The organism is Streptomyces sp. NPDC020299, assembly GCF_044387825.1.
In the GTDB taxonomy this organism is placed as follows: Bacteria; Actinomycetota; Actinomycetes; order Streptomycetales; family Streptomycetaceae; genus Streptomyces.
This window is the reverse complement of the sequence record NZ_JBIRWL010000009.1, coordinates 192,841-215,424: the sequence shown is the minus strand read 5'-3', so window position 1 is coordinate 215,424 and position 22,584 is coordinate 192,841. Positions and strand designations below refer to the sequence as shown.

Annotated in this window: 17 protein-coding genes; 10 read left to right on the top strand and 7 right to left on the bottom strand. The window is 72.8% G+C overall.

What is annotated here, in order from left to right; genetic code table 11:
• Window positions 1–71: 71 nt before the first annotated feature.
• From ACH45E_RS23935 to ACH45E_RS23925, 3 genes are all read right to left on the bottom strand, one after another.
• Window positions 72–581 (bottom strand): DUF2231 domain-containing protein, encoded by a 510-nt coding sequence (locus ACH45E_RS23935; RefSeq protein ID WP_361457328.1) that lies wholly within the window; start codon window positions 579–581, stop codon window positions 72–74.
• Window positions 582–663: 82 nt separating this feature from the next.
• Window positions 664–1,446, bottom strand: a complete 783-nt coding sequence (locus ACH45E_RS23930; protein WP_361457331.1) for a hypothetical protein — start codon at window positions 1,444–1,446, stop codon at window positions 664–666.
• A 164-nt stretch (window positions 1,447–1,610) separates the two neighbouring features.
• Window positions 1,611–3,311, bottom strand: coding sequence for a PucR family transcriptional regulator ligand-binding domain-containing protein (locus ACH45E_RS23925; RefSeq protein WP_361457334.1), 1,701 nt, complete (start codon window positions 3,309–3,311; stop codon window positions 1,611–1,613).
• A 298-nt stretch (window positions 3,312–3,609) separates the two neighbouring features.
• On the opposite strand from ACH45E_RS23925, the gene ACH45E_RS23920 reads away from it, so the two are divergent.
• From ACH45E_RS23920 to ACH45E_RS23905, 4 genes are all read left to right on the top strand, one after another.
• The gene (locus ACH45E_RS23920) at window positions 3,610–4,500 is read left to right on the top strand and encodes a xanthine dehydrogenase family protein subunit M (RefSeq protein WP_361457337.1); all 891 of its coding nucleotides are present in this window, start codon (window positions 3,610–3,612) and stop codon (window positions 4,498–4,500) included.
• Window positions 4,500–5,036: a (2Fe-2S)-binding protein gene (locus ACH45E_RS23915; protein ID WP_361457340.1), complete on the top strand. Its 537-nt coding sequence runs from the start codon at window positions 4,500–4,502 to the stop codon at window positions 5,034–5,036. The genes ACH45E_RS23920 and ACH45E_RS23915 overlap by 1 nt, the downstream gene beginning before the upstream one ends.
• 5 nt (window positions 5,037–5,041) lie before the next feature.
• Window positions 5,042–7,462 (top strand): molybdopterin cofactor-binding domain-containing protein, encoded by a 2,421-nt coding sequence (locus ACH45E_RS23910; RefSeq protein WP_361457343.1) that lies wholly within the window; start codon window positions 5,042–5,044, stop codon window positions 7,460–7,462.
• Window positions 7,463–7,557: 95 nt separating this feature from the next.
• The gene (locus ACH45E_RS23905; protein WP_361457346.1) at window positions 7,558–8,703 is read left to right on the top strand and encodes an XdhC/CoxI family protein; all 1,146 of its coding nucleotides are present in this window, start codon (window positions 7,558–7,560) and stop codon (window positions 8,701–8,703) included.
• 61 nt (window positions 8,704–8,764) lie between these two features.
• On the opposite strand, the gene ACH45E_RS23900 is transcribed toward ACH45E_RS23905, so the two are convergent.
• Complete coding sequence (locus tag ACH45E_RS23900; protein WP_361457349.1) at window positions 8,765–9,205, bottom strand: SRPBCC family protein; 441 nt, start codon at window positions 9,203–9,205, stop codon at window positions 8,765–8,767.
• An 84-nt stretch (window positions 9,206–9,289) separates the two neighbouring features.
• Window positions 9,290–10,057, bottom strand: coding sequence for a polysaccharide deacetylase family protein (locus tag ACH45E_RS23895; protein WP_361457367.1), 768 nt, complete (start codon window positions 10,055–10,057; stop codon window positions 9,290–9,292).
• Window positions 10,058–10,305: 248 nt separating this feature from the next.
• Between ACH45E_RS23895 and ACH45E_RS23890 the strand changes: the two genes are divergently transcribed.
• From ACH45E_RS23890 to ACH45E_RS23870, 5 genes are read left to right on the top strand one after another with little or no spacing between them, the layout of a single operon-like run.
• On the top strand, window positions 10,306–12,234 hold the full coding sequence (locus ACH45E_RS23890) for a serine protease (RefSeq protein WP_361457352.1): 1,929 nt from the start codon (window positions 10,306–10,308) through the stop codon (window positions 12,232–12,234).
• 35 nt (window positions 12,235–12,269) lie between these two features.
• Window positions 12,270–14,540: a tetratricopeptide repeat protein gene (locus ACH45E_RS23885; RefSeq protein WP_361457355.1), complete on the top strand. Its 2,271-nt coding sequence runs from the start codon at window positions 12,270–12,272 to the stop codon at window positions 14,538–14,540.
• 10 nt (window positions 14,541–14,550) lie between these two features.
• Window positions 14,551–16,107 carry a VWA domain-containing protein gene (locus tag ACH45E_RS23880; protein ID WP_361457358.1) on the top strand — a complete coding sequence of 519 codons (1,557 nt, stop codon included), beginning with the start codon at window positions 14,551–14,553 and terminating at the stop codon, window positions 16,105–16,107.
• The gene (locus tag ACH45E_RS23875) at window positions 16,104–17,111 is read left to right on the top strand and encodes a hypothetical protein (protein ID WP_361457361.1); all 1,008 of its coding nucleotides are present in this window, start codon (window positions 16,104–16,106) and stop codon (window positions 17,109–17,111) included. The genes ACH45E_RS23880 and ACH45E_RS23875 overlap by 4 nt, the downstream gene beginning before the upstream one ends.
• A complete protein-coding gene (locus ACH45E_RS23870) occupies window positions 17,108–18,415 on the top strand; it encodes an ABC transporter substrate-binding protein (RefSeq protein WP_361457364.1) in 1,308 nt (435 codons plus the stop codon). Before ACH45E_RS23875 ends, ACH45E_RS23870 begins: the two co-directional genes overlap by 4 nt.
• Window positions 18,416–18,644: 229 nt before the next feature.
• Here ACH45E_RS23870 and ACH45E_RS23865 read toward each other — a convergent pair whose 3' ends face one another.
• Window positions 18,645–19,808: a magnesium and cobalt transport protein CorA gene (locus ACH45E_RS23865; protein WP_361439546.1), complete on the bottom strand. Its 1,164-nt coding sequence runs from the start codon at window positions 19,806–19,808 to the stop codon at window positions 18,645–18,647.
• Between the two features lie 671 nt (window positions 19,809–20,479).
• Between ACH45E_RS23865 and ACH45E_RS23860 the strand changes: the two genes are divergently transcribed.
• Window positions 20,480–21,574 (top strand): winged helix DNA-binding domain-containing protein, encoded by a 1,095-nt coding sequence (locus ACH45E_RS23860; RefSeq protein ID WP_361439544.1) that lies wholly within the window; start codon window positions 20,480–20,482, stop codon window positions 21,572–21,574.
• A gap of 105 nt (window positions 21,575–21,679) precedes the next feature.
• Here ACH45E_RS23860 and ACH45E_RS23855 read toward each other — a convergent pair whose 3' ends face one another.
• Window positions 21,680–22,471 (bottom strand): serine protease, encoded by a 792-nt coding sequence (locus ACH45E_RS23855; RefSeq protein WP_361439542.1) that lies wholly within the window; start codon window positions 22,469–22,471, stop codon window positions 21,680–21,682.
• Between the last annotated feature and the right edge of the window lie 113 nt (window positions 22,472–22,584).

Sequence of the window (22,584 nt, the reverse complement as noted above, 5' to 3'; positions counted from 1 at the left end):
GGGCCGACCAGCGGCCGGTGTCCGCCGAAGCGTCGTCGGCCGCCGGGCCGGGGGGTGTGACCTCGGGGCGGTCAGGAACCGTTGCTCGTGGTTTTCGAGAAGCCGTCGTGCCAGGCCGCCTTCGCGCCGGAGTCGCCGATGCGGTAGACGTCGATGACCGCGCCCGCGGCCACGGCCAGGGACAGCACCGTCACGGCTATCCGCACGGGCAGGGCCGACCAGCGGCCGGTGTCCGTCGGAGTGGTGTCGGTCGTGGGGGCCGGCCTTCGTGCCGCCCACCACACGACCGTCGCCAGGACGAAGAGACCGAGCACCCAGGGCAGCAGCCCGTCACCCAGTTCGGCGTGTCGTCGTACCAGGGCGTCGCTGTCGACGTGCCGCTCCAGCCACTCGCCGGCCTGCGTGGTCAGCGGCACGCTGACGAGCGAGACGAGGGCGAGCAGCGGCAGCAGCGGGCCGAGGCGCCGGGCGGCCCGTGGCCATACCGCGCAGGCCACCAGAGCCAGCGCGGTCAGCGGGACCAGGACGACGACGACATGGACGAGCAGGACGTGCGCGGGCAGGCCGTTGACAAGGCTCATCGGGGGGTTCCTCCGCCGGTCGGGCGCGCCAGCCTGGCACAGGAACCTCTCAGTTTCCTCTGGGCCGGCGCTCAGGCCGTGCCTACGCCGTGGCCGCCCCCGGCGCCGGCGGGGCCAGCTGCCGTGCCAGCCACGTGGGCACACCGCCGAGCAGCCGGAACAACCGCCGGGCCTCGTCGCGCAGGCGTGACGCCTCCGGCTCGGTCTCCGTGTCGGCCAGGGAGGCCAGCGCCGGGGCCGTGCCCACCAGGTAGCCGAGCTCCTCACGGATGCGCAGGGATTCGGCGAAGCCGTGCCGGGCCTCCGCCAGCTCCCCCTCCCGCAGGGCGAGCCCGGCCAGGTGCCGCCAGGTGAAGGACAGCAGCAGCGGATCGGAGTGCGCGGCGGCGCCCGCGTGGGCGCGGCGGTACGCGGCCCGGGCCGCCTGCGGGGAGCGGGCCAGGTTCTCGGCGAGCAGCCCCCGCCGGAAGTCCAGCAGGGCCCGGCCGGGAGCGTTCGGCGCGATCAGCGCGGCGGCCCGCCCGAGCGCGGCCCGCGCCTCGTCCGCCCGGTCGTGCACCCCGTGCAGGGTGGCCGTGTAGGCGAGCTGCCCGCGCTCACAGGCAGCGGCCCCCCGTTCCTCGTCGCCGCGCGCGAGCGCCTCGGCGGTGCGCAGCGCGTCCTCGGCCTCCTCCCACCCCCGCTCGGTGTACAGGCACCGCTCGACGAGCAGCCCGGCCCGTTGCAGCGCGGCGCTCGCGGTGTCCGGCGGGAGCAGGGCCGCCGCGTCGGCCCAGCAGGCCCGCGAGCGCAACCGCCATACCGCGGTCTGGAGGGGATCGTCACCAGCGGTCGTTCCGTTACCAGACATGGCGGAATGCGCCACGTTGCCCTCCCCGAGCACGCCATCGAGCTTGTGGTTGGTGGCCGCATTCCAGCACCAATCGGCGGGCCGGGCCAAGGGGCTGGGTGAAACTTTTCACAAAGTGACGGGAGTGATCCCCTCCGAGATCGCTTTCCGCGCTCGGCCCATCCGCTCAGCGCACCCGCTCAGCTCATCCGCAGTGCCAGGAAGAAGTCGAGCTTGTCCTCCAGCCGGGACAGGTCACGCCCCGTCAACTGCTCGATCCGGCCCACCCGGTACCGCAGCGTGTTGACGTGCAGGTGCAGCCGCGTGGCACAGCGCGTCCAGGAGCCGTCGCTGTCGAGGAAGGCCTCCAGCGTCGGGATCAGCTCGGCCCGGTGCCGGCGGTCGTAGTCCCGCAGCGGGTCCAGCAGCCGCGCGGTGAAGGCCCGGCGGACGTCGTCCGGGACGAAGGGGAGCAGCAGCACATGGGAGGCCAGTTCCTGGTGGCCCGCCGCACACACCCGGCCCGGCCGCGCCGCCGCCACCCGCCGCGCGTGCCGCGCCTCCTCCAGCGCCCCGCGCAGCCCCTCCGCCGAGTGCACGGCCGCGCTGACGCCGAGGGTGACCCGCCCGTCGTCCTCGAGTCCGGCCGACAGCGGGGCCCGTACGGACTCCAGGAGCGCGTCGGCGAGTATCCCCGCCTCCGAGCCGTCGTGCTCGGCGGACACCGCCGGAAGCGGCACCAGCGCGATCGCCTCGTCACCGGTGTGCGCGACGGCGATCCGGTCGGAGGGCTCGGGGCCGGTCGCCCGCGGGTCCACCAGGATCTCCTCCAGCAGCGACTGGGCCACCGGCCCGCCCTCGATCTCCCCGCCCTCCCACTCGACCCGGGCCACCACCACCTGCCAGTGCGGGGCCGCGCCCAGGCCGGGCAGCAGGACCGGCGCCGCGACCCTGAGCCGGGCGGCGATCTCGGCGGGCGCCGCGCCCGTCTGCACCAGTTCCAGGACCTCCTGGGCGAGCCGCCGGCGGACCGTGCGCGCCGCGTCCCGCCGGTCCCGCTCCACCGCGATCAGCTGGGTGACGCCCTGCAGCAGATCGAGGCGTTCCCCGGGCCAGTCCCCGGCGTCGGCCTCGACGGCCAGCAGCCACTCCGACAGCACCGTCTCGCGCACGTCCCGGGCGGCCTGCGGGGAGCGGCCTCCCCCGGCAGCCGCCGGGCGGTGCCCCCAGCTGCGGATCGGGAAGAGCGAGTACGTCGTCGAGCCCAGCGCGACCCGGTGCGGCCCCCGGCGTCCGGTGCGCACGGCGGCCAGATGCTCGGCGGCCAGTTGGGCGCACACCTCGGCGGGCAGCACCGGGCCCGCGGTCTTGGGGCCGGCGACGAGGCGCCCGGCGGGCGACAGCACCCAGGCACGCAGGTCGAGGTCCGAGCCGAGCAGGTCCAGGACGACGTCCGGGCCGCCGCCGGCCGGTCCTGCGGTCATCATCCGGCGGTGCCGGTCCACCACGGCCGCGAGATCCCCGGCCCGCTCGCCGGAGACCTGCCGTACGACGTGCTCGGTGATCGTGGCGAACGCCACCGACTCGTGCACCGCGAACAGCGGCAGCCGGTGCCGCGCGCAGGCCACGACCAGGTCGTCCGGGACGTCCCCGAGCTCGGCCTCGCCGGCGGCCAGCCCGGCCACGCCGGCCTGCACCAGGATCCGTACGAACGGCTCGGAGTCCGCGGCGTCCCGGCGCCAGGCCAGCCCGCTCAGCACCAGCTCGCCACCGGAGAGGTAGCGGCTGGGGTCGCGCAGGTCGGTCGTCATCACGCCCCGGACGGTGCGGTCCAGCTCGTCCTCGCCGCCGAGCAGCCTGAGGCCCAGCGCGTCGGTGTCCAGCAGTGCGCGCAGCCGCATTCTCGTCCGCCGTTCTCTGTCTCGAAACCTACGATGAATCTTGGAGCTTCTCGTGGGGCGCGGGCCCGCTGACGTTTCCTCGGAAAAACGAGGAGGTTACCGAGAGCCTCCGTTCATACGAATCTACAAGATGCCCGCCCTGGCCAGCCAACTCCTTCATGGTTTCCGTGACTGACCCCGTCGGAGCAAGCGCTGTGTACTGGGCTCGTTCAGCGAGAACACCAACTGAACGAGCCGGGCCCGCCGCACCCGATCTGGCTCGAACCGTACGACCTCGAGACCAGGAAGAGAGCCGGTCATGGACTTCCTTCGCCCCGCCAGCTGGGAGGAGGCGCTCGCCGCGAAGGCCGAGCACCCCACCGCTGTGCCGATCGCGGGCGGCACCGATGTGATGGTCGAGATCAACTTCGACCACCGCCGGCCCGAGTACCTCCTCGATCTCACCCGCATCGGCGATCTCTACGCATGGGAGACCGGCGAGGACAGCGTGCGGCTGGGCGCCTCGGTGCCCTACACGCAGATCATGGAGAACCTGCGCGCCGAGCTGCCCGGTCTGGCCCTCGCCTCGCACACCGTCGCCTCCCCGCAGATCCGCAACCGCGGTGGCGTCGGCGGCAACCTGGGCACCGCCTCCCCGGCCGGCGACGCCCACCCCGCGCTGCTCGCGGCGGGCGCCGAGGTCGAGGCCGAGTCCGTGCGCGGCACCCGGCTGATCCCGATCGACGCGTTCTACACCGGTGTGAAGCGCAACGCCCTGGCGCCCGACGAGCTGATCCGCGCGGTGCGGGTGAAGAAGGCCGACGGCCCGCAGCAGTACTCCAAGGTCGGCACCCGCAACGCCATGGTCATCGCCGTGTGCGCCTTCGGGCTCGCCCTGCACCCCGGGACCCGTACGGTCCGCACCGGCATCGGCTCGGCCGCGCCCACCCCGGTGCGCGCGAAGACCGCCGAGGAGTTCCTGAACGCGGCGCTCGAGGAGGGCGGCTTCTGGGACAACGGAAAGATCATCACCCCGTCGGTCGCCAAGCGGTTCGCGGACCTGTGCGCCGCCGCCTGCAACCCGATCGACGACGTCCGGGGCACCGCGAGCTACCGCCGCCACGCGGTCGGCGTCATGGCCCGCCGCACGCTCACCTGGACCTGGGAGTCGTACCGCGGCGCCCGCCGCACCTCGGAGGGAGTCGCGTAATGCGTGTCAACTTCACCGTCAACGGACGCCCGCAGGAAGCCGACGACGTGTGGGAGGGCGAGTCCCTGCTGTACGTGCTGCGCGAGCGGCTCGGGCTGCCAGGTTCCAAGAACGCCTGCGAACAGGGGGAGTGCGGGTCCTGCACGGTCCGGCTCGACGGTGTCCCCGTGTGCTCCTGTCTGGTGGCGGCGGGTCAGGCGGAGGGCCGGGACGTCGTCACGGTCGAGGGTCTTGCCGACTACGCCAGGCAGCGTGCCTGCGGTACGCCGCGGGCCGAGGGCACCGACTCGCAGACCGGCGAGGGCACCGGAGTCTCCCCGATCCAGCAGGCCTTCATCGACGCCGGCGCCGTCCAGTGCGGCTTCTGCACCCCGGGCCTGCTGGTCGCCGCCGACGAGATGCTCGAACGCAACCCGGACCCGACCGACGAGGACATCCGCGAGGCCCTCTCGGGGAACCTGTGCCGCTGCACGGGCTACGAGAAGATCATGGACGCGGTCCGCCTGGCGGCCGCCCGGCAGGGAGAGGCGGTCTGAGCAGCATGCCTACCATCGGCGCTCCCACCAAGCTCACCCAGGGCACCCCGACCAAGGGCGGCATCGGCGAGTCGACCCTCCGCCCGGACGCCACCCTCAAGGTCACCGGCGAGTTCGCGTACTCGTCCGACATGTGGCACGAGGACATGCTCTGGGGCCAGATCCTGCGCTCCACGGTCGCCCACGCCGAGATCGTCTCCATCGACACGGGCGAGGCCCTCGCGACGCCGGGTGTGTACGCCGTGATGACGTACGACGACCTGCCGACCGACGTACGGAACTACGGCCTGGAGATCCAGGACACCCCCGTCCTCGCCCACGGCAAGGTGCGCCACCACGGCGAGCCGGTCGCGATCGTCGCCGCCGACCACCCGGAGACCGCGCGCCGCGCCGCCGCCAGGATCAGGGTCGAGTACCGCGAGCTGCCGGTCATCACCGACGAGGCCTCCGCGACCGCCCCGGACGCCGTCCTGGTCCACGACAACCGCACCGACCTCCCCCAGTCTCAACTTCGTTCGACCGGGGGGACTCCCATCATCGGCCATGTCCCGCACCCGAACATCGTCCACCGCCAGCCGATCGTCCGCGGAGACGCGGACGAGGCCGCGAAAAGGGCCGATGTGATCGTGACGGGCGAGTACCACTTCGGCATGCAGGACCAGGCCTTCCTCGGCCCGGAGTCGGGTATGGCCGTACCCGAGGAGGACGGCGGCGTCCACCTCTACATCGCCACCCAGTGGCTGCACGCGGACCTCCGCCAGATCGCACCCGTGCTGGGTCTGCCCGAGGACAAGGTCCGGATGACCCTGTCGGGCGTCGGCGGTGCCTTCGGCGGCCGCGAGGACCTGTCGATGCAGATCCACGCCTGCCTGCTGGCCCTGCGCACCGGGAAACCGGTCAAGATCGTCTACAACCGCTTCGAGTCCTTCTTCGGGCACGTCCACCGCCATCCGGCGAAGCTGTACTACGAGCACGGGGCCACGAAGGACGGCAGGCTGACGCACGTCAAAGCCCGGATCGTCCTCGACGGCGGCGCGTACGCGTCATCCTCACCGGCCGTGGTAGGCAACGCCGCCTCCCTCGGCATCGGCCCGTACCAGGTCGACGACGTCGACATCGAGGCCATCGCCCTCTACACCAACAACCCGCCCTGCGGCGCCATGCGCGGCTTCGGCGCGGTCCAGGCGTGCTTCGCCTACGAGGCGCAGATGGACAAGCTGGCGCGGAAGCTCGGCATGGACCCGGTGGAGCTGCGGCAGCTCAACGCCATGGAGCAGGGCACGATCATGCCCACGGGGCAGCCGGTGGACTCGCCCGCCCCCGTCGCCGAACTCCTGCGCCGCGTCAAGGCGATGCCCATGCCGCCGGAGCGCCAGTGGGAGAGCAGCGAGGGCGCCGACGTACGGCAGCTGCCCGGCGGGCTGTCCAACACCACGCACGGGGAAGGTGTCGTACGCGGTGTGGGCTACGCGGTCGGCATCAAGAACGTCGGCTTCTCCGAGGGCTTCGACGACTACTCCACCGCGAAGGTCCGCCTGGAGGTCATCGCGGGCGAGCCGGTCGCCGTCGTGCACACCGCGATGGCGGAGGTCGGACAGGGCGGCGTCACCGTCCACGCGCAGATCGCCCGCACCGAGCTGGGCGTCGCCCAGGTGACCATCCATCCGGCCGACACGCAGGTGGGCAGCGCCGGCTCGACCTCCGCGTCACGTCAGACGTACGTCACCGGCGGCGCCGTGAAGAACTCCTGCGAGCTGGTGCGCGAGAAGGTACTGGAGCTCGGCCGCCGCAGGTTCGGCACGTACCACCCCGCCTGGGCCACCGCCGAGCTGCTCCTGGAGGGCGGCAAGGTCGTGACCGACGCGGGCGAGGTCCTCGCCGACCTGGCGGACGTGCTGGAGGGGGAGGCCGTCGAGGTCGAGGCCGAGTGGCGGCACCGCCCCACCGAGCCCTTCGACCTGCGCACCGGCCAGGGCAACGGCCACGTCCAGTACTCCTTCGCCGCGCACCGCGCCGTCGTCGAGGTCGACACCGAGCTCGGCCTGGTCAAGGTCGTCGAGCTGGCCTGCGCACAGGACGTCGGCAAGGCGCTCAACCCGCTGTCGGTCCTCGGCCAGATCCAGGGCGGTACCACCCAGGGCCTGGGCATCGCGGTGATGGAGGAGATCATCGTCGACCCGAAGACGGCGAAGGTCAAAAACCCCTCCTTCACGGACTATCTGATCCCGACCATCCTCGACACGCCGACCATCCCGGTGGACGTCCTCGAACTCGCCGACGACCACGCCCCGTACGGGCTGCGCGGCGTCGGCGAAGCCCCGACCCTGTCGTCGACCCCGGCCGTCCTCGCGGCGATCCGGAACGCGACCGGGCTGGAGCTGAACCGCACACCGGTCCGGCCCGAGCACCTCACCGGAACCGAGTGACCCCCGGACACCTCCCTCCCCTTGAGGGCCGGCCGGACGTGCACCAGCCGATCCGCCGGGCACCCGCCGCAGGAGCGATCTGAGGAGACCGAGAGATGCTGGACATCGCCGACGAGTTGAACCGGTGGGTCGAGCAGGGCCGTGACTTCGCCGTCGCCACCGTGGTGGCCGTCGGCGGCAGCGCCCCGCGCCGGCCCGGCGCCGCCCTCGCGGTGGACGCCGGCGGAACGGCGATCGGCTCGGTCTCCGGCGGCTGTGTGGAGGGTGCGGTGTACGAGCTGTGCCGGCAGGCCCTCGAGGACGGCGAGTCCGTGCTCGAACGCTTCGGGTACAGCGACGAGGACGCCTTCGCCGTCGGCCTGACCTGCGGCGGCGTCATCGACATCCTCGTCGTGCCGGTACGGGCGGGCGACCCCGTCCGGCCGGTGGCCGCCGCCGCGCTCGCCGCCGCGGCGCGGGGGGAGGCCGCGGCGGTGGCGCGGATCGTCTCCGGACCGGCCGAACTGCTGGGCCGGGCGCTGCTGGTGCGCGGCGACGGCTCGCCCGAGGGCGGCTTCGGCGGACACCCGGCGCTGGACCGCACGGTGGCCGCCGAGACGGCGGCCCTCCTGGACGCGGGCCGCACCGGCACCCTGGAGATCGGCGAACAGGGCTCGCGCTGCGGGGCTCCGCTGACGGTGCTGGTCGAGTCGTCGGTCCCGCCACCCCGGATGATCGTCTTCGGTGCGGTCGACTTCGCCTCGGCGCTGGTCCGCGTCGGCAAGTTCCTGGGCCACCACGTGACCGTGTGCGACGCCCGGCCGGTCTTCGCGACCCGGGCCCGCTTCCCCGAGGCCGACGAGGTCGTCGTCGACTGGCCCCACCGGTACCTGGAGCGGACGCCCGTGGACGCCCGGACGGTCCTGTGCGTGCTGACCCACGACGCCAAGTTCGACGTACCGCTGCTGAAGCTGGCGCTGCGCCTGCCGGTCGCGTACGTCGGCGCGATGGGCTCCCGCCGCACCCACCTCGACCGCAACGAACGCCTGCGCGAAGTCGGCGTCACCGAACTGGAACTGGCCCGCCTGCGGTCGCCGATCGGCCTCGACCTCGGTGCCCGCACACCCGAGGAGACCGCCCTGTCCATCGCCGCGGAGATCGTCGCCGACCGGCGCGGCGGCAGCGGCGTCTCCCTGACCGGCGCGCACACCCCGATCCACCACGACCCGGCACCACCGGGACGCATCGGGTCCGTGGCCTGAGCGCCGCCGCGGACCGGCCCGTCCGGCGTTCGACGCCGACGCGGTTCAGCGGAGCCGGTCGTCAGGGGGTGCGTAGCAGGGTGTTGACGGCCCGTCCGAACACCGTCCGGGCCGTGGCGGTCAGGGGGCGGTCGAAGGCGGACGGGAGCCGGCGGACCCGCAGTTCCTCCCGCCACACCACGCGGGTACGGCCGCCCGGTCCCGGCCGTACCTCCAGTTCGGCCCAGCCGAGGACGACGCGGCCCCGCTTGACCAGGCGGCACAGTCCGGGTTCGCCGTCCCGCGGCGGGCGCCAGACGGTGACCTCCATGGGGTCGTCGAAGGCCAGCGGCCCGATCCCCGAACGGGCCACGACCACCGTGCCCTGACGGGTCGGCGGGTCCGTGACCACGGTGATCCGGGTCAGCGGGACGGCGTCGGCATGCCGGGACCACTCCGTGAGCCGGCGCCACGCCTCGTCGATGGGGAGCGGTGCCGTGCGTTCGAGGGAGAAGTTGACCATGGCACGATCGTAGGGAAGAGCACCGGGCGAGTGGCGCGTCGGCCGTCGTATCACGCGGACGGCGCAATCCCCGGGCGTACAGTCCTACGGCCGGTACACCTTCCCCGGCTCGGCCTTCCCGGGCGCGAGGAGCTGAGGCACGGTCACGAACACGTACCCGCGCGCCTTCAGCGCGTCGATGATGCCGGGCACGGCGGGCACGGTGCCCTTGTAGATGTCGTGCAGCAGGATGATCCCGTCCCGGGAGGCCTGCGCGAGGACCCGCTTGGTGATCAGCGCGGAGTCGGTGGTCGTGTAGTCCTTCGCGGTGACGCTCCACAGCACCTCCGCCAGACCCTCCTCCTTGGCGATCTTGTGCACATCGGCGTCGGTCCGGCCCTGCGGCGGACGCATCAGCGTCGGCCGGTGCCCGGTCAGCCTCTCGATCGCGTCGTCCGGCCGCTTCAGCTCCTCGCGTATCTGCGCGTCCGATATCCGGGTCAGGATCTTGTGGTCCCAGGTGTGGCTGGCGACCTCGTGGCCCTCGGCCGCCATCCGCTTCACCAGCTCCGGGTACTTCTCGATGTGCCGCTTGCCGAGCAGGAAGAAGGTCGCCGGGACCTTCTTCTCCTTCAGGATGTCCAGCAGCCGGGCCGAGTTCTCGCTGGGCCCGGCGTCGAAGGTGAGCGCGATGCACTTGGCCTCGCGGCAGTCGACGGTGCCGAACCGGGCCGGGGAACCGGCCGCCGCCTGTGTGCGGGCGGCGCTGGGGCTGGTGGCGTCCACCTCCGCGCAGCCGGTCAGCAGCAGGGCCAGACAGGCGGCGGCCGCGGTCGTCGCGGCGAGACGGAACCGGGGCGCCCGTCTCTGCATCTTGTTGGTCGGGCTCGTGTCGGTCGAAAGAGGCATGCGCGGACTATACACTCAGTGTATAGAGCATGTGTTCGAGGGTCCCGTCCGGTGACGCTTCCCGTCAGTGCGAGTCGGCGGGGACGAGGGATGAGCGCAGACCCCGGCCGCGCCGCCCACGTCCTGCTCCGTCGCCCCTCGTCACCCGCGTCTGTCGGGACTCTGCGCACATCAGTGGTATCGGAGAGTCATCGCGAGTAACCTCACAAGACATGGCAGGCACGGGGGAGCGAGCCGTCGAACTGGATTTACGCACACCGCGGTGGATCGCCCGCATCCACCACGCGGAGGGACACGTCGTGGGCGCCGGGGTGCTGCTGAGCCCCGACCGGGTGCTCACCTGCGCCCATGTCGTCCAACCGGACCGGACCTACGTCGTGCGCTTCGTCGGCGCGGCCGCCGGCACCGTCCCGTCCGTCGCCGCCACCGTCGTCGAGCGGGAGTGGATCCCGGAGGAGGCGGACGACTTCGGCGACCGCGCCGGAGACCTCGCCCTGCTGCGCCTGGCCGAGCCCCGGCCCGCCGAGGACGCCACCCGGCTGTTCCGCCTCGCCACCTCGCGGCAGGGCGTCCGCATGTACGGCTTCCCGGTGGGCGACGACGGCGGCCGGTGGCACGGCGGCACCGTGGTCGGCGGCCGGGGCCGGGACGGCCAGGTCCAACTCCGCCCCGACACCCCCGGGGAACTGGCCAGCCCGGGATTCAGCGGCGGAGGCGTCGTCGACCTCGCGACCGGCCGGCTCATCGGCATCGTGCTCAGCGTGGACGAGGGCCATCCCTCCCTCTTCACCTACATGAGCCCTGCCGAGACCGTCCTGCGCCACCTCCCGCAGGTCGCCGCCTGGACGGCCGGCCGGTCGGCCGTCGACCCCGGACTGCGCCCGAAGCACGACACCGGCGAACTCGACGTGGAGTTCGCCACCGAACTGGCGGGCTGGTTCCGCGGCGAGGGCTGGCCGGTGCTGGTCACCGTCGTACCGGCCCGCGGCCGCCGGGCCTGGACGCTGGGCCGGGCCATCACACTGGCCGACCGTGAACTGCGCACCCGGCGCAACACCAGCCGGTTCTCCGACGACCCGCCCGACACCGTCCCCCCGGCCGGCAGCCACGACCTCGCCTTCGGCGTCCAGGGCATGACGGTCGCCCAGGTCGCCGAGCGGATCGCCGAACGGCTCGGCACCCCCGTCGATCCCCTGGCCGGACTGCCGGAACAGCTCGCCGAGACGGGCACGCCCCTCGCCGCCGTCCTGGTCGGCGTCGACATGGCGGCCGAACCCGGGCGGCTGCTCGCCCTGCTGGAACGGCTCGCCCGGCAGGGCGCACGCCTGCTGCTGGTGTTCCGCCGGCGGGACGGGCTCGTGGCACAGGCCGAGGAGACCCTGGTACGGCTGCCGCTGCCGGACCGCTGGAGCAGGATGCGCGCCGAGCTCGACCGGATCGCCGACCGGCTCGGCCCCGCCCTGCACGAACGCCTCGGCCGGGTGCGGCCGCGGCCCGGCACCGAGGAACTGGTGGCCCGGGCCGACGACGCCTTCCGGCGCACGGTCGTCCTGCGCGAACAGGTGGCCGCCCGCCCGGTCCCCGAACCACGGCACGCCGAGGACCTGTTCGTCTACGAGGCGGCGGCCCGCCGCCGCAGACGGCGTCTGGAGCAGGCCGTCGGCTTCCTCGACGCCCGCATCCTGCGCCACGACGAACTGCGCGGCCGGGTTGCCGGGATATGGGCGCTGTCGCGGCAGCGGTCCGGGCCCCGGGACATCACCCGGGACCTGGAGGCGTACCGGCTCTACGAAACCGCCTCCCGCCTGCTGCGCCGCAGGCCCTGCGACATCGAGGAGGCCGAAGCCGCGGTCGAGCGCTTCGTCGCGTTCGCCTCCGGCCGCCCGGACGGGGACGGACCGCCCTGCACCGACGGCAACAGCCATGACCCGGCCGGGCGAACCGACCCGCCCGACCCCGGCGACCCGGCGCCTCCCGACTCCGCTTCCGACCGGGATGCGGGCACCGACACCCCGCGCGCCGACGCCGATGCGCGGCCGGAGGCGTCCCGGACCGCCCATGGCGCCAAGGGCGTTCGGGGGCTGCGCGGGGTGGGTGGTCTTCGTGGGTTGGGTGGGGTGCGGGGGGCGGGGGGCTCATGACGCCGTGTGATCGGCCGGGTTGTGCGGGTCGGGTGATGGTGACCGGCTACTGCGACACCTGCGGCCACCGTGCCGCGGTCCCGGTGGCGGAACGGGAGGCCGGGCCGCCGACCCCGCCGGGGCCCCCGGTCCGGAGCCGTCCCGAGCGGCCCGCCCCGGCGGCGGTGCACGCCGTCGCCGGTACCGGGGACCTGGACCAGCACGGGCTGGTCGTCCTGCCCGAGGTTCCCCTTCCGGTTCTGGAGGAACTTCTCGAGGAGGAGCCCGAGCCGCCCTCCGGGGGCCGTCGCTGCGGGTACGACGGCTGCACCATGACGGTCGGGGTCGGCTACGGCGGTCAGCCGCCCCGGGTCACCGGACGCTGCCCACGGTGCGGCGCGCCGTACTCGTTCCTGCCCGAACTGAGCCGGGGCGACAAGGTCATGGACCACTACCGGATCCTCGGCTGCATCCCCGGCGGCGGCCTCTCCTGGGTCTACCTCGCCGCGGACACCCAGGCGCAGGGCATGCACGTGGTGCTCAAGGGCCTGCTCAACGCCCATGACGCGCAGGCCCGCCGCAACGCCGTCGAGGAACAGCGCTCGCTCACCGAACTGCACCATCCCGACATCGTCCGCCTGATCACCTATGCCGAACACCAGGTCCCCGAGCGGGCGCCCACCGGCTATCTGGTCATGGACTACATCGCCGGCCGGTCCCTGCAACGGCTCTTCGACTCCGACGACGTCACCCGCCTCTTCAAGGGCCGCCCCCGCCTCGACCATGTGCTGACCTACGGGTGCAAGATCCTCGGCGCCCTTCAGTACATGCACGAACGCGGGCTGCTGTACTGCGACATGAAGCCCTCGAACGTCATCCACTTCGGACGGGAGATCAAGGTCGTCGACCTCGGCGCGGTCCGGGCGATCGGCGACCGCGACTCCGCCTACGTGTACACGGACGTGTACGCGCCGCCCCAGGCGGAGATAGACCAGCGCGGCTGGCACATCGACAGCGACCTCTACACGGTCGGCGTGACCCTGGAGGCACTGGCCCACGGCATCGAGCCCGCCCCCGGCCTCGCCCCCGACTCCTTCCGGCTGATCACCGAGCGGGCCACCCACCGCGACCCGCGGGCCCGGTTCCGCTCGGCGGCCGAGATGTCCCGCCAACTGTGGGAGGCCCTGCGGGAGTTCCGCTCCCTCCAGTTCGGCGAGCAACTGCCCGAGAGCTCCACCCGGTTCTCGCCCACCGACGCCGCCCTGGACGCCGGACTGGGTGCCATCCCCTCGCTCGGCCACTGGACGAACCGCCCCGACAGCACCCCGCACGAGCTCTCCTTCAGCGCACCGCCCGCCGCCGAGGTGGCCGGCGCCCTGCCCCAGCCCGTCCCGGACCCCGGCGACAGGGCCGCCCTGCTGCTGGGCACCTTCCCGCCGGGCGCCCCGGACCGGGTCGCCGAACAGTGGCGGCGCGAGTCCCGCCTCGGCACCGCCGAGACCGCGCTGTGGCTGTGCCGCGCCTACCTCCGCGCCGGGCGGCAGGACGAGGCCGAGACCTGGCTAGCAGAGGCCGAGACCCAGCTCGGCGAACAGGACGCCCGGTACGACTGGCGGATCGCCTGGCACCGCGGCGTCCTGCACCTCAGCGGCGCGGACGTGGACGGCGCCGACCGGTGCTTCGACGCGGTGTTCCAGGCACTGCCCGGCGAGTACGTGCCCAAGCTCGCCCTCGGCTACTGCGCGGAGCGGCACGCCGAGGCCTGGGCGGCCCGGGGTGAAGAACTCCACCGGCAGGCCCAGACCACCCGGGCCATGACCTTCTACGAGGCCGTGTGGAAACGGGACTTCGCCCACACCGCCGCCGCCTTCGGACTGGCCCGCGGCCATCTCGCCTCCGGCGAACGCGACAAGGCCGTGGCGGTCCTCGACGACGTCCCCTCGACCTCCCGGCACTACGAAACGGCCCGGATCGCCGCCGTGCGCGTCCGCACCGGCACCCTGCTGGGCCGCCCGCCCTCCGTGCCCGACCTCAGGGACGCGGCCCGGCGGCTGCCCCTGCTCCGCCTCGACGGCGGTGAGAGCGACGGCGCCTCCAGGGACCGGCTGGTCGCCGAGGTCCGGGAGAACGTCCTCGACCGCTGGCCGCGCCAGGGCTGGGAGCCCGGGTTCCCTGCCGGGACACTGCTCGGTTCCGGCACCGGACAGGCGCTCGGGGAACTCCTCGAGCAGTCCTTCCGGCAACTGGCCGGACAGGCGCACACCGCCGACGAACACGGCCGGCTGCTGGACCTGGCCAACACCGTCCGTCCGATGACCACATTCTGAAAGAGCAACCATGAGCGTGAATTCAACGGGGAGTTCCGCGACGAGCGAGGCCGGTGCCGTCGAGGTGACGCTGAAGGTCGGCCAGAACAAGTACCTGCCCGCCACGCCCACGTCCACCGGCCCGCCCGGCCGCGCGGAGATGCACGCCATCATCGAGGTCGGGGTCAGCGACGGCGGCCGCGGCCAGGCGTCCGGCCGGCGCGAGGACACCGGCGCCGCCCTCGCCGAAGTACTGATCGTCGACACCTCCAAGTCGATGCTCCACCCCGAGACCAAACTCCACGCCGCCAAGGACGCCACCGTCGCCGCCATCCGGCTGCTCCCCGACGGCACCCCGTTCGCCGTACTGTCCGGACGGTTCGACGCCACCGTGGTCCACCCCGGCTCCGGCACCGAGGCGCTGGCCGTCGCGGACCCGCGCGAACGCGAGAGCGCCGAATACGCCGTACGGATGCTGGACGCGGACGGCGGTACGGCCATCGGCCCCTGGCTCGACCTCGCCCGGCGGCTCCTGCACGGGCAGGACGCGCCCGTCAAACACGTCCTGCTGCTCACCGACGGGCGCAACGAGCACGACGACCGGACCGACAAACGGCTGGAGAAGGTACTCCGCGCCTGCGACGGACAGTTCATCTGCGACGCCTGGGGCATCGGCGACGGCTGGGACGCCGAGGTCCTGCTGAGCGTCGCCGACCAGTTGCACGGGCACGCGGCCGCGGTCCGCGACGAGGCCGAACTGCCTTCGGCCTACGAGGAGTTGATGGACCGGCTGCTGGGCACCGCGCTCCCCGAGGTGCGTATCCGGCTGGTCCCCACCCAGGGCACCGAGATCCGGGAGGTCAAACAGGTGGTGCCGAGCGAACAGACACTCCGGCCGGCCGGCGCCGAACCGGAGGCGCGGGGCACCGAGTACGTCACCCGGGGCTGGGCCGACGAGACCCGGCACTACCAGGTTGTCCTCGCCGCCGACCCCGCCGGCCGGGAGCTCGGGGAGGACCTCCAACTCGCCGCCGTGGAACTGCTCGTACCCGAGACCGGATCCCCCGTGCGGCTGCCCGTCCCGCAGCCCATCCTGGTCAACTGGACCGACAACCCGGACGACGTCTCGCGGCCGCACCCCGGCGTGGCACGCCACCAGCTCTACCAGCAGTCCTACGAGGCGGTCGCGGAGGCCTACCGGGCCTGGCTGCGGGGCGCGGAGGGCCGCGCCCGGGCGAGCGCGGAACTCACCAGGGCCCTGTCGCTCGCGGACCGGCTCGGCGACACCCGGCTGCGGGACGAACTGCTGCGGGTCGCCGACCGGGACGCCTCGCCGCCGCACGAGGTCCACGTCCGCGACGGCCTCAAGCACGTCGACTGGCAGCACCTGATCCTCTCCAGCTCCGTGACCACACCGCCCGAACAGGCTGAAGCACCCGGGCACACACCCGCCGGCCCGCGCGACCCCGGCCCGGCCGGTGACGGCGGCGGAGAACTGGTCCGGTGCCCGCACTGCGAATGGCTCGGCCCGGCCGGCTCCCGCTACTGCGGCGGCGACTGCGGCAGACCGCTCGGGGAGCCCGCATGAGGACGACGACACCGGTCCGCGACTCGGTCGGGCACCCCGCACCGGCCGCCCTGTCCCGCCTCCTCGACCGGATCACCGGCCACGACGACGCCGGCGACGGCAGCACGACGGCCCACGAGCTGAACCTGCGCCACCGGCTGCTGCTCGGGCTCAGCGCCGCGCTCACCCTCGTCCTGTTCCTCTCCTACGAGGGGGTGCACGGCGACGCGGGCCCACTGCGCACCTCGAGCGCGCCCGCCGTCGTGGCCATCGACACCGCCCGGCACGCGCTCGCCGCGGCCGACGCCGAGGCCAGCTCTCCCACCCCCTCCGTCAGCACGTTCCAGACGCAGATGGCGGTCGCCGCGCAGAGCCTGGCCGTCGCCGCCGCCGACGAGGAGGGCGGAGCGTCGGGCAGGCAGGCCCTCCAGACGGTCGCCGGACTGATCACCGTCTACACCGGCATGGCCCAGAAGGCGCTGCGCGAGCAGGACACCGGCCTGCTGCGGGACGCGTACCTCCGCTATGCCCACAGCATCCTGCATGAGGGGAAGGACACCGGGATTCTGCCCCGCCTGCTCACGCTGCAGAGGCAACAGCAGAACCTGGTGAACCACCAGAGCCGGTTCGGCTGGGCGTTGTGGCTCGGCTGGAGCGTCGTCCTGCTGCTCGTGCTCGCCCTGGCCGCCGCCCTGCTGGAGACCCAGGCCTTCCTGCGCCGGCGGTTCCGGCGCCGGTACAGCAGGCCCCTGCTGGCGGCCGGGGTCCTGATGACCGGCGGGACCGTGATCCTGGCGCTGTTCACCCTGTGGACGCACCAGGGCATGGCGGACACGCACCAACTGCTGGCGAAGACGCCACGGGACAGCCTCGAGGCGGGGCAGCAGGTCGCCGACCATCTGTCGAACACCGGCTTCCGCGCGGCGGCGGCGGTGTGGATCCTGGTAGGAGGGATCGTGCTCATGGCACTGGCCGACGCGGGCCTGCGACGCCACATCAACGACTACCGGTTCACGCCCCGGTGAGCGCGCCCGACGACGGCCGCGTCCCGGCCGCCCCCGTCCGCCGGCGCGGTCCCTCCCGCCGCCTCCTGCGTACCGTCACCCTCGTGGCGAGCTGTCTGGCCCTGATCGCGGCCGCCGTGATCGTGGGTGTACGGCACTTCGGCCGCGAGCGGACCGTCACCCTGCTGGCCAACTGGACGGAGGACGACGCGAAGAAGTTCGAGAAGCGCGTACTCGCCCCCTTCGAGGCACGGCACCACATCCACGTCGACTACCAGGGCAGCTCCGCCGAGAGCGAGGTCCTCAGCGCCGACGTGGAGGCGGGCACCCCGCCCGACGTGGTCGTGCTCACCGGGCCCGGCGAACTGGCCCTCTACTACAAGCAGCACAAGCTCAAGCGCCTCGACGAGCTGATCTCCAAGGACGACTTCGGAAAATCCTGGATCTCCTCCTTCAGCGACGGTGTCTACTGGTTCCCGCTCAAGGCCGACCTCAAGAGCATCGTCTGGTCACCCCGCGGCATGAGCGACGAGCAGCGTGCCCAGGCCGCCGGGCAGCCGCGTCAGTGGTGCCTGGGGATGGGTTCCGGCGCGACCAGCGGCTGGCCCGGTACGGACTGGATCGAGGACATCCTGCTCCAGAAGTACGGCTGGGAGACGTACCAGCGGTGGGCCCTCGGGAAGCTGTCCTGGACCTCCGACGAGGTCGAGGAGGCCTGGAAGAAATGGGGCGAGCTGGTCGGCGCCGGGGACGACGACGTCGTGAAGCGGGCCCTGAACGCTTCCTACCGGGATGCCTCCGGGCTCGCAACGAAGACACCGCCGCAGTGCGGCCTGGAACACCAGGCCTCGTTCGTCGGCACCGAGAAGGCCTGGAAGGACGGGAAGGGCGTGTACAAGCCGTCCGCCCCGCTGCTGACCGGCAAGGCGGGGTCCAACTCCTGGGAGGTCTCCGGCGACCTGGTCGCACTGCTGCACGAGACCCCGGAGGCCAGGGAACTGATCCGCTACCTGGCCTCCGCCGAGGCGCAGCAGGCCTGGAGCAGCGTCGAGACCGGGTTCTCCGTCAACAACGAGGTGCACGTGAACACGTACAAGGGGGCGCAGCGCCGCTCGCTCGCCCACACCCTGCTCGACCAGGACGCCGTGCACTGCTTCGACGCCTCCGACGCCATGCCACCCTCGGTGCGCGACGCCTTCGCCCAGGCCACCATCGACTACCTGGCCCGGCCGGTCAGGCTGAAGCCGCTCCTGCGTGACCTGGACGCCCTCAGGAGGAGGAAGGACCTGACCTGGCTGTCGTCGGTCTGCGACCCCGACTCCTGAGGACCGTGCCCGGAGCCTAGGGCCTGTCTGACAATTCCCGTCGTCCGCCCGAAGGGCGGGCCCCGCGGCGGCGATGGGGGTCCCCCCGCGCGAGCGCGTTCGAGCGTGGGGGAGCGTGCGATCGCAAGGCGCCGGAGCGCCCTCGTGGCGGAGCCACGTGGGTGGTTCGGCAACGCGGCGAGCGTGCGTGCCAGGCGTCGCGGGGCAGGCGGGAATTGTCAGACCGGCCCTAGAGCCAGTCCCGCCGCTTGAACACGAAGTACAGCGTGGTGCAGACGACCCCCATCAGGGCGATGGCGAAGGGGTATCCGAAGGGCCAGCTCAGCTCGGGCATGTCCCGGAAGTTCATGCCGTAGATCGTCCCGACGAGGGTGGGCGCGAACAGGATGGCCGCCCAGCTGGAGATCTTCTTGACCTCCTCGTTCTGTTCGAAGCCCGCTTCCGCCAGCGCCCGCATCTCCGCGTTCTGCTGCTGGGTGACCAGGGTCGCGTTCACCGTGAGGATCTCGGTGAGGGCCTGGCGGAACCCGTCGACGCGTTCGCTGGTGTGGGTGACGTGGTCGGCGACGTCGCGGAGGTAGCGCTGGAGTTCCTCGTCGGTCTCGTACTTGGCGAAGCCGGCCATCAGGCCGTGCAGCATGCCGACCAGGGGGCGGGTGGCCCGCTGGAACTCGACCATCTCGCGGGAGAGTTCGTAGATGCGGCGGGAGACCTCGGGGTCGCCGCGGAAGACCTCCGTCTCGATCTCGTCGATGTCGTTCTGGACGCCCGCGACGACGGGCGCGTAGCCGTCCACGACCGCGTCGAGGATCGCGTAGAGGACCGCTTCCGGGCCCAGCTTGAGCAGTTCGGGGGAGCCCTCCATACGGCGGCGGACCGCGGAGAGGTCGGGGGCGGCGCCGTGCCGGACGGTGATGACGAAGCCGGTTCCGACGAACACGTGCAGCTCGCCGAAGTCGACCTCCTCGGGGGCGTCCAGGTAGCGGGCGGCGCGCAGCACGACGAAGAGCGTGTCGCCGTACCGCTCCAGCTTCGGCCGCTGGTGCGCCTCCATCGCGTCCTCGACGGCCAGCGGATGCAGCCCGAACTCCTTGGCCAGCGAAAGGAGTTCGCCCTCCGTGGGCCGTGCGAGACCGATCCACGCCATGCCGGCCGGCTGCTCGCGCAGCTCCCGGTAGGTGTCGGCGAGCGTGGCGGGGTCGGCGACGCGCACTCCGTCGCGGTACAGGGCCGCCCGTACGACGCTCGCGGCCTCGGCCGGTCCCGCGGCGGGCGGGTCCACGGGCGGCGCGGACGGCTCGCCCGTGGGCGGCTGCGCCGGGGGCAGGGTGCGCCGCCACACGGATTTGCGGAGATTCTTCCCGGAGGCGGGGAGGGCGCGTCGCTCGGGCATCGAGTGCTGCCTCTCGGTCGGCCTGCGTCGGCATGATCACCCGCAGGATATACGGGGCATACCCGGCCCGTCCCCGGTGCGCGGACCGGGATCCGGTGAGAGTTGAGGACCGAAGATGTCCGCAAGTGGCACTAGCGTGCGGTCATGACGGATCGGAGCCGCCGCGGGCCGACGCCCGCACAAGGTGCACCCGTGCGGGAGTTCGGCGGGACGGCTCCGGTGTGGGCGATCGAAGCGTGGGGGACTGAGTCGTGGGGGCTGAGGCGGGGAGCGGCGGTGGCATGGCGGATCGGCGGGCCGGGAGTCGTGGACGGGAGGGCGCAGGCGTGATGAGTTCTCACACGGGCAGCCATCGGCGGGAGACCCGTGGCGACGCAATGCACGGCGAGGAGACGCGCGGCGCGTGGAGCACGGACGGCGGCGGTCCCGGTAACCCGAGCACCCAGAGGCCCCCAGCGACGAGCACGCGTCCGGCGGGCTCAAGCGAAGAAGACCCGCGTCCGGAGAGTCTTCGCGCGGCGAGTGCCCGCGCGGTGGGTTCCAGCCGGGAAGACCCGCGCTCGGAGAGTCTTCGCGCGGCGGGTTCCAGCCAGGAAGGCCCACGGCCGGAACGGCCCCGCGCGACGAGCCCGCGCAAGCAGAGCCCCGGCGCCAAGAGTCCTCGCCCCCGCGTGGCGAGCGCGCCCGTGCTTTCCGTGCGGGCCCTCAACCGGGCCACTCTGGAACGGCAGCTGCTGCTGCGCCGCTCGGGGCTGTCGGCCGGGGCGGCCGTCGGGCATCTGGTGGGGCTTCAGGCGCAGAACGTGAAGCCGCCGTACTACGCGCTCGCCGCCCGCCTCGACGGCTTCGGGCCGCAGGATCTCTCCCGGCTCATGGCCGACCGCGCGGCCGTCCGTATCGTCACGATGCGCTCGACCATCCATACCCACACGGCTGATGACTGTCTCACCCTGCGCCCTCTGGTCCAGCCCGCCAGGGACCGGGAACTGAACGCGTTCCGGGCCAGGCTCACCGGCGTCGACCTGGACCGGCTCGCCGCGCTGGCCCGTGAGCTCGTGGAGGACGAGCCGCGCACCATGGCGCAGTTGCGTCAGGCCCTGTCCGCGCGGTGGCCTCAGGCCGACCCGCAGGCGCTCGCGGTCGCCGCCCGCTGCCGGCTGCCGCTGGTCCAGGTCACCCCGCGCGGGCTGTGGGACCGTAGCGGCCAGGTCGCCCTGACCACCGCCGAGCGGTGGCTGGGCCGCCCCGCCGAGCCGGCCCCGGCACCCGACGCCGTCGTACCGCGCTACCTCGCCGCCTTCGGCCCGGCCTCCGTCAAGGACATGCAGACCTGGGCCGGCCTGACCCGGCTGCGCGCGGCCTTCGAACGCCTGCGCCCACAACTCGTCACCTTCCGGGACGGCAACGGCACCGAGCTGTTCGACCTGCCCGACGCGCCCCGCCCCGACCCGGACACCCCGGCCCCGCCCCGCTTCCTGCCCGAGTTCGACAACCTGCTGCTCTCCCACGCCGACCGCACCCGCGTCATACCCCCCGAGTACCGGGGCCGCAGCTGGCAGGGCAACCAGGCCTACCGCACCCTCCTCGTCGACGGCTTCCTGGCCGGTGTCTGGAAGCTGGAGGGTGAGGCGCTGGTCGTGGAGGCCTTCGGGCGGCTGACCGCGGCCCAGCGGGAGGAAGTGCGGGAAGAGGGCCGGCGGATGCTGGAGACGCTGCACCCCGAGGCGTCGTACGACATCCGGTTCGGCACCGTGGTACGGAGCTGACGTAGTACGGAGCCGACGTGGAAAGGGGGGCGTTGCGGGCCGCTCGTGGAGGCCCGCAGCGCCCCCCTGGCATCTACCCGAGGGGTTCTCGGGAGGCTTTCCGGGTTACGAGTTGACCTGCGTGGTCACCAGGTCCGAGAAGGTGGTCAGCCGGGTGTACACACCCGGGTAACCGGCCTCCGCGCACCCCTCTCCCCAGGAAGTGATCCCTGCCAGGGCGCCCCCGATGAGCAGGGGACCGCCGCTGTCGCCCTGGCAGGTGTCTACGCCGCCGGAGGTGTATCCGGCGCAAACCATGTCGGTCTGGACGAAGTCCGAACCGTAGGAGCTCTTGCAGCTGGAGTCGGACACGACCGGCACGGTCGCGGTCCGCAGCTGGTTGGAGGAGCTGCCGTTCTCCGAGGTGGTGCCCCAGCCGAGGATGCGGGCCGTGGTGCCGGCCGCGTACACGCCGGTCTGCGAGGAGGAGACGTACGACGCCGGGGTGTACGACATCGACGACGACAGGGTCAGCACGGCGACGTCGTCGCCGTTGGTGGCGTCGGTGTAGTCCGGGTTGATCCAGATCTTGCTGACCTTGCTGACCGTGCCGTTGGTGCCGTTCAGATAGGTCCGGCCGCCGACCACCCGGACGCTGCTGGTGGACTCGCCGACCATGCAGTGGGCCGCGGTCACGACCTTCTTCGCCGCCACCAGGGTGCCGCCGCAGAACTGGTTACCGGAGGCGTCGGTGATCTGCATCATGAACGGGTACGTGCTCGTCGTGGTCGTCGTGCCGCCGACGATGGGCTGGGGGGCGGCCTGCGCGGTGGGGGCGCTGAGCAGGGCGGTCGCGGCGGCGGCAGCGGTCGCCGCGACGAGGGCGGCGGTCTTTCTTGCGCGGTTTGGCCCGAACATGAGTCTCCTCAGTGGGGTTGCCGGTGGGGGGACGCGCGGGTGTGGGGGTGGAGCGTGGGGGTCGCGGGACCGACCTCCGTATGCCCGGGCGAGCGGCATGGGTTCACGCTAGG